The sequence below is a fragment of the Nocardia sp. NPDC050175 genome, from assembly GCF_044459885.1.
Taxonomy (GTDB): domain Bacteria; phylum Actinomycetota; class Actinomycetes; order Mycobacteriales; family Mycobacteriaceae; genus Nocardia.
This window is the reverse complement of record NZ_JBITJI010000014.1, coordinates 187,108-201,643: the sequence shown is the minus strand read 5'-3', so window position 1 is coordinate 201,643 and position 14,536 is coordinate 187,108. Positions and strand designations below refer to the sequence as shown.

General features: G+C 65.3%; 10 protein-coding genes and 1 tRNA gene. 9 read left to right on the top strand and 2 right to left on the bottom strand.

Annotated features, from left to right (window positions below; genetic code table 11):
- Window positions 1-853 precede the first annotated feature (853 nt).
- Window positions 854-1,582 carry an HAD family hydrolase gene (locus tag ACIBK2_RS37065; protein WP_396974435.1) on the top strand — a complete coding sequence of 243 codons (729 nt, stop codon included), beginning with the start codon at window positions 854-856 and terminating at the stop codon, window positions 1,580-1,582.
- 640 nt (window positions 1,583-2,222) lie between these two features.
- Here ACIBK2_RS37065 and ACIBK2_RS37060 read toward each other — a convergent pair.
- Window positions 2,223-2,306 (bottom strand) — tRNA-Leu (locus ACIBK2_RS37060).
- A 381-nt stretch (window positions 2,307-2,687) separates the two neighbouring features.
- Here ACIBK2_RS37060 and ACIBK2_RS37055 point away from each other — a divergent pair.
- The 7 genes from ACIBK2_RS37055 (at window position 2,688) to ACIBK2_RS37025 (ending at window position 10,963) form a co-directional block, all read left to right on the top strand.
- Window positions 2,688-3,305 carry an ANTAR domain-containing response regulator gene (locus ACIBK2_RS37055; protein ID WP_150406672.1) on the top strand — a complete coding sequence of 206 codons (618 nt, stop codon included), beginning with the start codon at window positions 2,688-2,690 and terminating at the stop codon, window positions 3,303-3,305.
- 297 nt (window positions 3,306-3,602) lie between these two features.
- Window positions 3,603-4,802, top strand: coding sequence for a branched-chain amino acid ABC transporter substrate-binding protein (locus ACIBK2_RS37050; protein WP_396974433.1), 1,200 nt, complete (start codon window positions 3,603-3,605; stop codon window positions 4,800-4,802).
- Window positions 4,803-4,915: 113 nt separating this feature from the next.
- The gene (locus tag ACIBK2_RS37045; protein WP_396974431.1) at window positions 4,916-5,953 is read left to right on the top strand and encodes a branched-chain amino acid ABC transporter permease; all 1,038 of its coding nucleotides are present in this window, start codon (window positions 4,916-4,918) and stop codon (window positions 5,951-5,953) included.
- A 73-nt stretch (window positions 5,954-6,026) separates the two neighbouring features.
- On the top strand, window positions 6,027-7,451 hold the full coding sequence (locus ACIBK2_RS37040) for a branched-chain amino acid ABC transporter permease (RefSeq protein ID WP_396974429.1): 1,425 nt from the start codon (window positions 6,027-6,029) through the stop codon (window positions 7,449-7,451).
- Window positions 7,448-8,443 carry an ABC transporter ATP-binding protein gene (locus tag ACIBK2_RS37035; protein WP_396974427.1) on the top strand — a complete coding sequence of 332 codons (996 nt, stop codon included), beginning with the start codon at window positions 7,448-7,450 and terminating at the stop codon, window positions 8,441-8,443. Before ACIBK2_RS37040 ends, ACIBK2_RS37035 begins: the two co-directional genes overlap by 4 nt.
- A gap of 8 nt (window positions 8,444-8,451) precedes the next feature.
- Window positions 8,452-9,228, top strand: coding sequence for an ABC transporter ATP-binding protein (locus ACIBK2_RS37030; RefSeq protein WP_396974425.1), 777 nt, complete (start codon window positions 8,452-8,454; stop codon window positions 9,226-9,228).
- Between the two features lie 52 nt (window positions 9,229-9,280).
- Window positions 9,281-10,963 carry a DUF885 domain-containing protein gene (locus ACIBK2_RS37025; RefSeq protein ID WP_396974423.1) on the top strand — a complete coding sequence of 561 codons (1,683 nt, stop codon included), beginning with the start codon at window positions 9,281-9,283 and terminating at the stop codon, window positions 10,961-10,963.
- Window positions 10,964-10,972: 9 nt separating this feature from the next.
- Here the strand turns inward: ACIBK2_RS37025 and ACIBK2_RS37020 are convergent, their stop codons facing one another.
- A complete protein-coding gene (locus ACIBK2_RS37020; RefSeq protein WP_396974421.1) occupies window positions 10,973-11,614 on the bottom strand; it encodes a hypothetical protein in 642 nt (213 codons plus the stop codon).
- A 152-nt stretch (window positions 11,615-11,766) separates the two neighbouring features.
- Here ACIBK2_RS37020 and polA point away from each other — a divergent pair, with 152 nt between their 5' ends.
- Window positions 11,767-14,511, top strand: a complete 2,745-nt coding sequence (gene polA / locus ACIBK2_RS37015) for a DNA polymerase I (RefSeq protein WP_396974419.1) — start codon at window positions 11,767-11,769, stop codon at window positions 14,509-14,511.
- Window positions 14,512-14,536 lie beyond the last annotated feature (25 nt).

The window sequence follows — 14,536 nt, the reverse complement described above, 5'->3', positions numbered from 1 at the left end:
GACGAATTCGGTGCATGACCGAGATGCATAACTTCTGGTCAGGGGCCGTTTCAGGCTTCCCCATCTGGACTCGAACCAGCAACGTGCCGAGTATCGGAAGTCGTTGCTACAAGGGCTCACCGTAACCGCACCCGCATACGGCACTGCGTAGACGAGGTGTCGCGATTCGCGTGTCTACACACTCCGTTCGATCCGCGCACTCCGCAGGAACGAATAGGAGAGTGTGCGCCGAACGGGTTGGTATGTCGTTGCGGTGTTGATCGGTCCGCGCTTGATTCGAGGAGGGTTACACATGATTCGCACAACGTTGGCGGCTTTGGGAAGCGGCCTGCTTGTCGTGGTGGCTTGCGCCACTCTTGCCACCGGTCCGGCGTCGGCGCAGGTCCCGGACTTCGGCGTCGTGAAGGAGCCAGTGGCCAAATCGCAAAAACCGGCCGTGCCGGACTCTGGGAAACCGGGGAAGGGCAAGCCGGGTAGCCCGGCGGGTAAGGGGAAGGGCAAGCCGGGTAGCCCGGCGGGCAAGGGCAAGAGCGGCAGCTCTGCTGGCACGGGTGGGGGAATTGACTCCTGCGAGGGCGATTCTGGAGGCCCAATTAGCGCTATCGGTTGCTGACGACGAATAGGTTACGGGTCGCGGGATGCCGTGAGTTCGAGGAAATCTGTTGTGCTTCAACAGTTTCGGACGTAGCCATGACGTAGGTAGATACATGGGACATCCCATTGGCTGATCTGGCCGCCGGTAAGGCCCGCTTATCGGCGGTTGGCTCAACGGGGTGGCCTGCCTGCGTCAGAGGGGCAGGCCATACAGCTGAGTGAGCTGCCAGTGCGGGGCGGGGCGCGAGGGTGGGAAACCGTGATTGGCGCTGTGGTGTTCGATGTTGGGGAGACGCTTGTCGACGAGACCCGCGAGTACGGGACGTCGGCCCGATTGGTTGGCGGTGCCGCGGCATACGTTCGTGTCGGTGTTCGGGCGGTGATTGCGAGCGGTCAGGATTACCGGGAGACGTTCCAGGTGTTTCAGCCGGGGTTCGACCTGGCCAAGGAGCGGCAGGCGCGGGCTGATGCCGGGAAACCGGAGTACTACGACGAGAGTGACCTGTACCCCGACGCGCGACCGGCTCTCGCCCAGCTGAGGGGCCTTGGCATCTGGCTAGGGATTGTCGGTAACCAGACCGTTCGGTCGGGCAAGATTCTGCGTGGTCTGGATCTGCCTGCGGATTTCATCGCGACATCGGACGATTGGGGTGTCGAGAAGCCTTCGGCGGAGTTCTTCGCGAAGGTGGTGGAGGTCGCGCCCTGCACGGTGGATCAGATCGTCTATGTCGGCGATCGGATCGATAACGACGTTGCGCCAGCGAAGAGGGCTGGCATGCGGACGGCGTATCTTCAGCGTGGACCGTGGGGCTGGATTCTTCGAGATAAGCCAGAGGTCGCGGAGATGTCCGACTGGAAGATTCGCGACCTTACCGAGCTGCTGAAAATTGTTGCGGCGGAGAATGGTTCGGGTTTAGCCGACGAGCGAGTTGACCGTTGTGTGCCAGTCGTAGAGCCGATCGTCGAGGGCTCGTACGGCGGGCAGTGAATCCCATTGGCGTAGGGATTGCAGGACTGCCTTGATTCGGTCCATCGCTGTTGCGTACCGGGTGCGGCCGATTTCGTCGAGCGCCTCTTCCAGGTAGGTGCATGCACCTTGGTATTTACGTTGGCCTACACCGGTATTCGGTTCGGCGAAGCCATCGCACGCCGCGGTGCGAACATCGACGTGAACAACCGCCGTATCCGTGTCACTCGTTCGGCAACTGGCGTGACCGGTGAGGGCATGGTCGAGACCGACACGAAGTTGTCATGGGATCAAGAGACGACCTGTGTCCATGAGATGCCCAGCGACACAAGCAAGTCGACTGCCCACTCGAACACTTGGACACGAAGGAAGTGCACCCTTTGAGCTAACCGCACACTCTCTATTCAGAGCGTGTGCCCCTTCCCTATACAGCGTGCGCGCCTCAACACGAACGCCCGAGCCGCACGGAATGGTCGTCGCCCCTCGAGCAACTACGAGTTGGGCGTGCGATTGATCGAGACCCGCCCACGCACGCAACCACAACAAGGGGGTTCGGGGGGCGAAGCCCCGCCGAGCGGGGTCTGGGGGTTGCACCCCCAGATGTAATGACGAGACGATCCCGGTTCGCGCGTTCTGCGAACAGGGATCGCCCATCGTCGAGTGCCGAGTGTGGGACTCGAACCCACACGTCCTTCCGGACAACGGTTTTTGAGACCGTCGCGTCTGCCAGTTCCGCCAACCCGGCGCACCGGGAGGAAATGATAGCGGGTGGGTGGGGCTGGTACCTAACCGGTTGCTCGGCGACCCGCGCGCGGGCGGTTTGCCCTGGGTATATGCGTTCTATGCCGAAGTGAAAGGTACTCTTTACATCACTCGATAGCGCGGTGGTGAGGTCGATGGTCGGCTTGTTGGACCAACGTCCACACTGCCGCGTGTCGGGACAGGCATCTGAACCAGAGGGGTCACCTATGAGCGAGCGCAGCGAGCGGCCATTAGACGCAGCCACACTTGTGGTCATGCCGGAGCCGAGCGTCAGCGAGGTGGAGGCGAGCGAGCGCAGCGAGCGGCCATTAGACGCAGCCACACTTGTGGTCATGCCGGAGCCGAGCGTCAGCGAGGTGGAGGCATGAGCACAGCAGCAGGGGGCGCAAGTACTAAGCGCGACGCGGGGGCGAAGCGGGTTGTCGTCGCTGAGGATGAGGCGCTCATCCGCATGGACCTGGTCGAGATGCTGACCGAAGAGGGTTATCTGGTGGTCGGTGAGGCCGGCGACGGCCAGCAGGCGGTGGATCTGGCGGTGGAGCATCGCCCGGATCTGGTCATCATGGATGTGAAGATGCCGCGCCGGGACGGTATCGATGCGGCGGCCGAGATCGCGTCGAAACGTGTTGCGCCGGTGGTGATTCTGACCGCGTTCAGCCAGCGTGACCTGGTCGAGCGTGCCCGCGATGCCGGCGCGATGGCGTATCTGGTGAAGCCGTTCACCAAGTCGGATCTGGTGCCCGCGATCGAGTTGGCGGCCAGCCGCTTCCATGAGATCACCGCGCTGGAGGGCGAGGTCGCGAACCTGTCCGACCGGCTGGAGACGCGCAAGCTGGTGGAGCGGGCCAAGGGCGTGCTGATGCAGACGCAGGGGCTTTCCGAGCCGCAGGCTTTCAAGTGGATTCAGCGGACCGCGATGGACCGCCGGACTACGATGAAGGCGGTCGCCGAGGTCGTGTTGGAGAACTTGGCTCCCAAGTGAGGGGCGGGGTCCGCTGAGCGGACCGCAGCCTTCGCGGTGGCGGGGCACGGCGCGATGAAGGTCTGCGTCCGTCTGGGCTCATTAGACGTGGATTTTACGCGCGCGAAACGCAATCGTGAACAAAAATTCGACACGATGTCGCGTTCATGATCCGAATGTGATGCGGAACTAACGTATGAACGCTAAGTTCTGACCGGGCTGACGTGGTCGGCCTCCTCGGTGATCCCGGGGGAGCACAGGACTTAGAGGTGAAACGTGCTTAGTTCGACATGGCACAGTCGTACGACGCGAGGTGTTTTGGCTATCGGCGCTGCCGCCGCGCTGGTGCTGACCGGATGTAGCGACAAATCGACCAGCACCGGTACGGACTCGTCCGGCACCAGCGGCGCGGCCGGGCTGGCCATCGTCCCGGTGGCGCAGGTAGACATCAACGGCAAAGAGGTCTCGAAGACCGACCCGGCCAAGGCCGCCGATCCCGCCGGTGACGGCAAGGCGACCTGCCCGGCCGGTACCGCGATCGCCTTCGCCGGCGCGTTGACGGGCCCGAACGCCGCGCTCGGGATCAACATCCAGATGGGTATCAAGCTCGCGCTCGACCAGCACAACAAGGCCAACGCAGGCTGCAAGATCGAACTGAAGTCGTTCGACACCGAGGGCGACCCGCAGAAGGCCACCCAGGTCATCCCGCAGGTCGTCAACGACAAGTCGATCATCGGCCTGGTCGGTCCGGCGTTCTCCGGTGAGACCAAGGCGACCGGCAAGATCCTCAGCGACGCGGGCCTGGTCTCGGTGACCTCTTCGGCCACCAACGCCACGCTCACCCAGAACGGCTGGACCACCTTCTTCCGCGGCCTCGCCAACGATGACGTGCAGGGTCCGTCGGTCGCGAAGTACCTGACCGGCACCTCGGGCTACAAGAAGGTCTGCGTCGTCCAGGACAACAGCGACTACGGCACCGGCTTGGCCAAGAGCATCACCGAGGGTCTCGGCGCCGCGGCCGACGCCGCCTGCTCGTCCAGCATCAAGACCGGTGACAAGGACTTCTCCGCGACGGTCACCAAGATCGCCTCGGCCAACGCCGACGCTGTCTTCTACGCCGGCTACTACGCCGAGGGCGCGCCGCTGGCCCAGCAGCTGAAGTCCGGTGGCTTCAAGGGTGTCTTCATCGGCCCCGACGGCGTCAACGATCCGCAGTTCCTGTCCCAGGCGGGCAGCGCGGCCAAGGGCGCGATGCTGACCTGCCCCTGTGGTCCCGCCCCGGAGAAGTTCGCCAAGGACTACCAGGCCTTCAACGGCCAGGCGTCCGGCGTGTACTCGGTGGAGGCCTACGACCTGGCCACGATCCTGTCCAAGGGCATCGACGGTGGCAAGGTCACCCGTCCCGACCTGCTCGAGTTCGTGAAGTCCTACGACGGTGCCGGTCTGGCGCGTCAGTACAAGTGGAACCCGAACGGCGAGCTGAGCAACGCGTTGATCTGGATCTACACGGTCAAGTAACCCACACGACGAGATCGCGCAGCACGTACCGGGGTTCGCGCGAATCCCAGTACGTGCTGCTGTGTCGTTCGGGCGAATCTATGAGGGCGAATCGATGAGGGCGAATTAGCGAAATGACTTCAACGGCATTAACCGGCGCTGTACAACTCGCCGGCGGATCAATCGACTTCAACTATGAAGGAGTGATCCACGATTTCTGGCGACTGACCGTCGACGGATTGTCCTACGGTGCGATCTACGCGCTGGTTGCTGTGGGCTACACCCTGGTCTACGGCGTTTTGCGGCTGATCAATTTTGCCCATTCGGAAATCTTCATGCTCGGCTTGTTCGGCCAGTATGTCGGGCTGATGTTGCTCGGGTTCTCGCCCAGCGGTGATGTCTACTCCCAGGGCATCGTGCTCACCATTACCTATCTGGCGTTGGCGATGATCTTCGGCATGGCGGTGTCCGGCGCCGCCGCGGTCGGATTGGAGCGCGTGGCCTATCGGCCGCTGCGCAGACGCGGCGCCAAACCATTGATCTTTCTCATCACCGCGATCGGCGCCTCGTTCGTGATCCAGGAGGTGGTGCACTTCGTGCTGCCGAAGATCTGGCCGAGCCTGGGCGGTACCAACGCCCAGAAGCCGATCATGCTGGTGGAGCCGACCAAGCAGTTCAATATCGGTGGCGCGGACATCACCAACGTGACGCTCGTGATCATCGGCGCCGCAGTCATTCTCGCGATCGCCACCGAGCTGCTGATCAACCAGACCAAGTTCGGCCGCGGCATCCGGGCCGTCGCGCAGGATCCCGATACCGCGACGCTGATGGGCGTCTCGCGGGAGCGGATCATCATGCTCACCTTCCTCATCGGCGGCGTGCTCGCCGGTGCGGCCGCGCTGCTGTACGCGCTCAAGATCCCGAACGGGATCATCTACTCGGGCGGGTTCATCCTCGGCATCAAGGCGTTCAGCGCCGCGGTGCTCGGCGGCATCGGCAACCTGCGTGGCGCGTTGCTCGGCGGCCTGCTGCTCGGGCTGGCGGAGAACTACGGTCAGATCCTGTTCGGCACCGAATGGCGTGACGTGGTCGCGTTCGTGGTGCTCGTGCTGGTGCTGATGATCCGCCCGACCGGCATTCTCGGTGAGAGCCTCGGGAAGGCAAGAGCATGAGTGAGCGGAGCGAACGAATCATGTCACAGCGTGCCTCGCACATGACGGAGCCGAGCGCTAGCGAGGCGCAGTCATGAGCGAGACGAAAACCGTTTCCCCGCCGACCAAACCGGAACGGCCGATGCACGGCGTCGGCGACAGCCTGCGTTCCTGGTGGAGCGGGCTGTCCCGCCCGGCCCAGTGGGCCGTCGGCGTGCCCGCCATCATCGTGCTGGCGTTGCTTCCGTTGTTCCCGCCCCCGTTCCTCGACACTCCGGGCACCAGCTTCGGCGGCGTGATGGCGCAGTTCGCCATGTACGCGCTGCTCGCGGTCGGCCTGAATGTCGTTGTCGGACAGGCGGGTCTGCTCGACCTCGGCTATGTCGGCTTCTATGCCGTCGGTGCGTACACCGTCGGCCTGCTCACCAGTCCGAACAGTCCGTGGAATCAGACGGACGGCGGCTGGCTGAGCGAGGACTGGGCCTGGCTGGCCTGCCTGCCGTTGGCGGCGGCGGTCACCGCGGTGTCCGGTCTGATCCTCGGCACTCCGACGCTGCGGTTGCGCGGCGACTACTTGGCCATCGTGACGCTCGGCTTCGGTGAGATCGTCCGGCTGCTCGCCGACAATCTCGGCGCGGTGACCAACGGCAGCCTCGGCCTGTCCGGCATCGCCTACCCGCACATCGGCGAGTCCGAACACAAGCAGAACGGCGTGTTCTCCTCCGGCAATGTCGGAAACTCGGAGACCTCCAACATCTTCGACAAGGCCAACGCGGGCACCTGGTGGTTCTGGGTCGGCATGATCCTGGTGATCATCGTGCTGCTGATCGTCGGCAACCTGGAGCGCAGCCGCGTCGGCCGGGCCTGGGTCGCCATCCGCGAGGACGAGGACGCGGCCGAGATCATGGGCGTGCCGACGTTCAAGTTCAAGCTGTGGGCGTTCATGATCGGCGCTGCGGTCGGCGGGCTCTCCGGCGCGCTGTACGCGGGGCAGGTGCAGTTCATCAACCCGACCGGGTTCAACATCATCAACTCGATGCTGTTCCTGTGTGCGGTGGTCATCGGCGGGCAGGGCAACAAGCTCGGCGTGATCGTCGGCGCGTTCATCATCGTGTACCTGCCGAACCGGCTGCTGTCGGTGCAGGCCGTCGGGCAGACCGCGGTCGGCTGGGTGCTGATCGTGTTCTCGGTGGCCGTGCTGATCGCGTTGATCGTGGTGTGGCGCAGGTGGGCTCGTGATCAGGAACGGCCGATCCGACTGGGCTATCTGGCCGGGTCGATCGTGGCGATCGTGGTGCTGTTCGTCTTGCTCGGCAATGTGCTGAAGTTCCACGAACCCGGCGCGCAATCGCTCGGCGACTACAAGTATCTGTTCTTCGGTATCACGCTGATGGTGGTCATGATCTTCAAACCGCAGGGCCTGTTCCCGGTCCGGCAGAAGCTGCTCGCCTACGGGCGTCAGGTGTACCAAGCCGTGCGTAAACCGTTCGGCGACGACGCGATCGGGGCGACCCGATGACCGGGCCGGGCGCCGGTGGCGCGCTGTTCGACAACGAGGACATGGCCGCGGGCTACGTGGCCGAACCAGAAGCGGCGCCCAGTGCCGGCGTGGTCGATCTGACCGCGGTGATTCCGGACCTGGCCAACGCCGAGACGGTCGCGGAGGTCGTCGCCTCCAGCCGGGAGATCGAAACGGCCGTCGGTGCGCCCCTTTTGCGCACCGAGGACCTGACCGTGAAGTTCGGCGGTCTGACCGCGTTGGACGCGGTGAGTTTCGAGATCCGCCGCGGCGAGATCCTCGGCCTCATCGGACCCAACGGTGCCGGAAAAACCACCTGCTTCAACGCGATCACCGGCGTCTACCGGCCCGCGTCGGGCACGGTGTACTTCGACGGCGCCCCGCTGACGAAGACCAAGCGCAACGCCATCACCCGGCTCGGCATCGCGCGCACCTTCCAGAACATCCGGCTCTTCGGCGAGATGACGGCCCTGGAGAACGTGGTGGTCGGCACCGACGCCAGGCACAAGACCTCGGTGCCAGGCGCCATCTTCCGCACCACGCGGCACCGGCGCGAGGAGCACGACGCGATCGAGCGGGGCATGGCGCTGCTCGAATTCGTCGGTATCGCACCGAAAGCGGTGGAGAAGGCGCGCAACCTGTCCTACGGCGATCAGCGCAGGCTGGAGATCGCCAGGGCGCTGGCCACCGAGCCGAAGCTGCTCTGCCTGGACGAGCCCGCCGCCGGGTTCAATCCGAGCGAGAAGTCGGCGCTGATGGATCTGATCCGCAAGATCCGCGACGACGGGTTCACCGTGCTGCTGATCGAGCACGACATGCGCCTGGTGATGGGCGTGACCGATCGGATCGTGGTGCTGGAGTTCGGCCGCAAGATCGCGGACGGGCTGCCCGCCGACATCCGGGAGGACCCCGCGGTGATCGCCGCCTATCTCGGTGTGCCCGATGACGGCACCGAGTCGGGGACGGCAAGCGCGCACGGGACGGACGGGTAGGAGCAGCGATGGCATCGCACAGAGAACCGGAACAGCGGACCGTCGAAGTGACCAAGAGCAGTTCCGACGCGCTGCTCGAGGTCACCGACATGGTCGTCAACTACGGCAGAATCCAAGCACTGCATGGGATTTCGCTGCAGGTGGCGGCGGGCGAGCTGGTGACACTGCTCGGCGCGAACGGCGCTGGGAAGACCACCACCATGCGGGCGTTGTCGGGTCTGCTGCCGCTGACCCGCGGTCGAATCATGTTCGAGGGTCGCGACATCACCCACATGAAGGCGCACGAGCGGGTGGGCGAGGGACTGATCCAGGCGCCGGAGGGCCGAGGTGTTTTCCCCGGCATGACGGTGCAGGAAAACCTCGACATGGGTTGCTACGGAAGGCCGTTCAAGCAGAAGGCGGAATACAACAAGACGCTCGACTGGGTGTTCGAGTTGTTTCCGCGAATGTCGGAGCGGCGCAAGCAAGTCGGTGGCACGCTGTCCGGCGGCGAGCAGCAGATGCTCGCCATCGGCCGGGCACTGATGGCGCGGCCGCGGCTGCTGTTGCTGGATGAGCCGTCGATGGGCTTGGCGCCCATGATCATTCAGCAGATCTTCCGGATCATCTCGGAGATCAACCAGCAGGGCACCACGGTGCTGCTCGTCGAGCAGAACGCGCAACAGGCGCTCTCGCGCAGCGACCGCGCCTACATCATGGAGACCGGCGAGGTCACCAAGACCGGCACCGGCCGGGAACTGCTCACCGATCCGTCGGTGAAATCGGCGTACCTCGGCGTCGGATAGTCCGGTGTAAACCCCAGTGCCGCAAGGCGGTCCTCGAGGCATGATCGTGACCATGAATGGTCATGATGAGCTGACAGGTCTGGCCGAGCGGTACTGGGACACCTTCCTGGAGGCCAAACCCAGCGACGCGACACTGCTCGGCGACCGTCGGTTCGACGACCGCATCGAGGATCTGTCCGTCGCGGCCGAGGAGCGTTTGCTGTCGACCTGGCGTGACCTGTTGCGCCAGGTCGACGCGCTCGACGGCGAGGGGCTCGACTCGACCGATCGAGTCACCCGCAGCCTGTTGCGCATCGAATTGTCCGGCGCGATCGACCGGCTGGAGTGGCGGCCGCTGGAAATGGCCTCCGATCAGATGGAGGGCGTGCACGCCTACGCGCTGACGATGGCACCGCAGACCAACGCGCCGACGCCGGGGAGCGCGCGGGCGCTGGTGCTGCGGTATCGGCAGTTCGGCGACATGCTCGGGCAGGCGGTCGTGCGGTTCCGCGACGGGCTCGCCGCAGGCCGCACGCCCGCGCGGATCACCCTGGAACGATCGCTGAATCAGCTCGACGGATACCTGGCCTCGGAGCTGTCGGCGGACCCGTTCGTCACCATCGCCGGTCCGCCGGACTGGGACGGCGAAGCCAACTGGCGGGCCGAATTGACCGACGTGGCAAGGGATATCATTCGCCCGGCGTTCCAGAGCTACCGGGAGGTGCTGTTCGACGAGCTGCTGCCCGCGAGCCGCTCCGACGACAAGCCCGGCCTGTGCTGGCTCGGTGCGGACGGCGAGGACATCTATCGCCGCCAGCTGCGCTACCACACCACCCTGCCCGAACTCGGCGCCGACGAGATCCACGAGCTCGGGCTGACCGAGCTGGCGGCGCTGCGCGAGGAGTACGCGACGATCGGGGAGCGGCTGTTCGGCACCGCCGAGCTCGGCGAGATCTTCGCCAGGCTGCGCGACGATCCGGCGCTGTGTTACGTCGACGGCGAGCAGATCATGTTCGACGCGCGTCACGCACTCACCTCGGCGAATGCCGAGATGGGCAACTGGTTCGGCAGGCTGCCCAAGGAATCGTGCGACATCGTCCCGATGCCGGACTTCCTCGCCGCGGACGCGCCTGCGGCGTACTACTTTCCGCCCGCCGCGGACGGTTCCCGGCCGGGCACCTACTTCGTCAACACCTACCATCCCACCGGTCGCGGCCGGTTCGAGACGGCCGCGGTGGCCTTCCACGAGGCCATCCCCGGCCATCACCTGCAGCTCACCATCGCCAACGAGCTCGACCACCTGCCCCGCTTCCAGCGCCAGTCCTACGCGAACACCGCGTTCGTCGAGGGCTGGGCGCTCTACACCGAGCGCCTCGCCGACGAAATGGGCTTGTACGAGGACGATTTGGGTCGCCTCGGCATGCTCTCCGGCGACTCGTTGCGCTCCTGCCGCCTGGTCGTCGACACCGGCCTGCACGCGAAAGGCTGGACCAGGCAACAGGCCATCGACTTCATGGTCGCCAACGCCCCCGCGGGCATCGCCGAAATCACCACCGAGGTAGACCGCTACATCGGTATGCCAGGCCAGGCCGTCGCCTACAAAATCGGCCAACTCGAAATCCGCCGCCAACGCCTCACCGCCACCGAACGCCTCGGCAGCGACTTCGACATCAAGCCCTTCCACGACACAGTCCTCGGCTCCGGCTCAGTCAGCCTCCCCGTCCTACGCGAACTCGTCGCAACGTTGCTGCCGTGATCGCCTGCCTCAGATTTCGGTCTCGGGTGGGCGGCGGCCCTCGGGGGTGAAGGAGAAGGACGCGGCGAACGGGCCGGTGCCGTAGCGCGCCGCGAGGAGCATCGGTTCGGTGTGCTTCGGCCAGATCTTCGTGTCCGGATCGGAGCCGTTCCACAGATGGAAGAAGACCATTGGGTCTGATTTGTCTTCGGTTGCGTAGGCCAGGGTCTTTTCGTATCGCGGGTTCGTCCCGCCGAACAGCACGCTGGGTTCGCCGTAAGTGTCGAGCACATCGCGCCAGGTGCGGTTCGTCGCGACGAACGTTTCGATCGAAATGCGCAAGCGGGTGTGCTCGTCCGCGGTCAGTGTCCGGTCGAGGCGGAGCCAGCCGCGTTGCCGAGCGGCCTCGGCATACATCGAGGGCAGCGCCGAGCGGAGGTCGTCGGGGAGGTGGCGTTGTAGCGCGCCCTTGACGCCGGTGGGCGTGAAAGCGTTGCGGGCGCGCCAGGATTCGTGTAGGTCCTGTACTCCGTTGTCCGCGTCTTCCAGGAAGAACAGGTGGTCGAAGACTGTCCACAGCGCGGGTTCGCCGCCGTACATCTCCAGTCGGCGCAGCATGAGGTTGACCTGGTCGATCAGGTAGGTATGCATGGCTTCGGCGGAACGAACCATCGGATTCTCGCACTCCTCGGGGCACTGCGGTCGGTACCGCAGCGGAATCGTATGCCGTAGCCCCGCTGTGCGCTGGGGCTGTTCGCAGTCGACGGGGATGAGGCGGGTGTCGGCGTATCACCTTGTCGGTGCTGGTCCCTAGACTCTGGGGCGTGAGTTCACCCACGACTGCTCAGCGTCCTGCCACCGCGTCCGGCTCCGGCGATACCGCGTCGGGTGACCGGCCGACTCTGCTGTTGTTGGACGGGCATTCGATTGCCTATCGCGCGTTCTTCGCGCTACCGGCGGAGAACTTCAAGACGGTGACGGGGCAGACCACCAACGCGGTGTACGGGTTCACCGCGATGCTGATCAACCTGCTGCGCGACGAGAAGCCGACGCACATCGCGACGGCGTTCGACGTGTCGAGGAAGACCTTCCGCACCGAGGCGTACCCGGAGTACAAGGCGAACCGTTCGCAGACGCCGGACGAGTTCCGCGGGCAGGTCGAACTCACCAAGGACGTGCTCGGCGCGATGGGCATCCCGGTGATGGCGATCGACGGCTTCGAGGCCGACGACCTCATCGCCACCTTGACCACGCAGGCCGAGGCGCAGGGCTTCCGGGTGCTGATCGTGTCCGGCGACCGCGACGCCATCCAACTGGTCAACGACAACGTGACGCTGCTGTACCCGAAGAAGGGCGTCTCCGATCTCACCAGGTTCACCCCCGACGAGGTGTTCGCCAAGTACGGCCTCACCCCGGCTCAGTACCCGGATTACGCGGCGCTGCGCGGCGACCCGAGCGACAACCTGCCCGGCATCCCCGGCGTGGGGGAGAAGACCGCGGCCAAGTGGATCCGCGAATACGGCGACCTGAACAGCCTCGTCGACAAGGTGGACGAGGTGAAGGGCAAGGTCGGCGATTCGCTGCGGGCCAACCTGAGCAGCGTGGTGCTCAACCGTCAGCTCACCGAGATGATCCGCGACGTGCCGCTGCCCTACACGCCCGACCAGCTGGCGCAGGCGCCGTGGGACCGCAACAAGATCCATCAGCTCTTCGACGACCTGGAATTCCGCGTGCTGCGCGACCGGCTGTTCGAGACGCTGGCCCCGAAGGAGCCCGAGGCCGAGGCGGGCTTCGAGATCAGCGGCGGCGCACTGGAGGTCGGCGCGGTCGCCGACTGGCTCGCCGAGCACGCGAAAGCCGGTGTCCGGCAGGGCGTCTCGATCGTCGGCACCGGCACCCCCGGCGCCGGTGACGTGCGCGCGCTCGCCATCGCGGCCGCCGACGGCGAGAGCGGCTACATCGACGTCGCCATCCTGACTCCGGAAGACGAAGCGGCCCTTGGCGCTTGGCTCGCCGACCCGGCCGTGCCGAACGCGCTGCACGAGGCGAAGGCCGCCATGCACGCGCTGCGCGGCCGCGACTGGATCCTCGGCGGGCTCACCAGCGACACCGCGCTGGCCGCCTACCTGGTCCGCCCCGGCCAGCGCAGCTTCAACCTCGACGACCTCTCGCTGCGCTACCTGCGCCGCGAGCTGCGCGCCGAGACCGACGAGACCACGCAGCTGTCGCTGCTCGACGACGAGGACACCGTCGACGCCGAGCTCGCGCAGACCGAAATGCTGCGCGCCAGGGCCGTCGCCGATCTCGCCGACGCGCTCGACACCGAACTCCAGCAGATCGAATCCGTGCCGCTGCTGGAGGACATGGAGTTGCCGCTGCTCAGCGTGCTCGCCAATCTGGAGGACGCGGGCATCGCGGTCGACACCGACCAGCTGGAGACGTTGCAGCGTCAGTTCGCCGACAAGGTGTCCGAGGCCGCCAACGCCGCCTACGAGGTGATCGGCAAGCAGATCAACCTCGGCTCGCCCAAGCAGCTGCAGGTGGTGCTGTTCGACGAGCTCGACATGCCGAAGACCAAGCGCACCAAGACCGGCTACACCACCGACGCCGACGCGCTCGAGTCGCTGTTCGAGAAGACCGAGCACCCGTTCCTGCAGCACCTGCTCGAGCACCGCGACGCGACCCGGCTCAAGGTCACCGTCGACGGCCTGCTGAAGTGCGTCGCCGACGACGGCCGCATCCACACCACCTTCAACCAGACCATCGCCGCCACCGGCCGCCTCTCGTCGACCGAGCCGAATCTGCAGAACATCCCGATCCGCACCGACACCGGCAGGCAGATCCGCGACACCTTCGTCGTCGGCGCCGGCTACCAGTCGCTGATGACCGCCGACTACAGCCAGATCGAAATGCGCATCATGGCGCACCTTTCCGAGGACGAGGCGCTGATCGAGGCCTTCAACTCCGGCGAAGACCTGCACACCTTCGTGGCGTCCAAGGCCTTCGACATCCCGATCGCCGAGGTGACGCCCGAACTGCGCCGCCGCATCAAGGCCATGTCCTACGGCCTCGCCTACGGTCTCAGCTCGTATGGTCTTGCCGCCCAGCTGAAGATCAGCACCACCGAAGCCAAAGAACAAATGGACGTCTACTTCGACCGCTTCGGCGGCATCCGCGACTACCTCTACGAGGTAGTCGAGCAAGCCCGCAAGGTCGGCTACACCTCCACCCTCTTCGGCCGCCGCCGCTACCTCCCCGACCTCGACTCCAGCAACCGTCAACGCCGCGAGGCCGCCGAACGCATGGCCCTCAACGCCCCCATCCAGGGCACCGCCGCCGACATCATCAAGGTGGCAATGATCAACGTGCACAAGGCAATCCAAGAAGCAGGCCTGCACTCCCGGATGCTCCTGCAGATCCACGACGAATTGCTGTTCGAGGTAGCCGAAGGCGAAAAGGAACCTCTCGAGGCTCTCGCCAAGGAACAAATGGCCGCCGCCATCCACCTGTCTGTTCCCTTGGACGTCTCCGTCGGCACTGGCCGCAGCTGGGACAACGCCGCCCACTGACTCTGACGATACCGCGCGCCAGCTC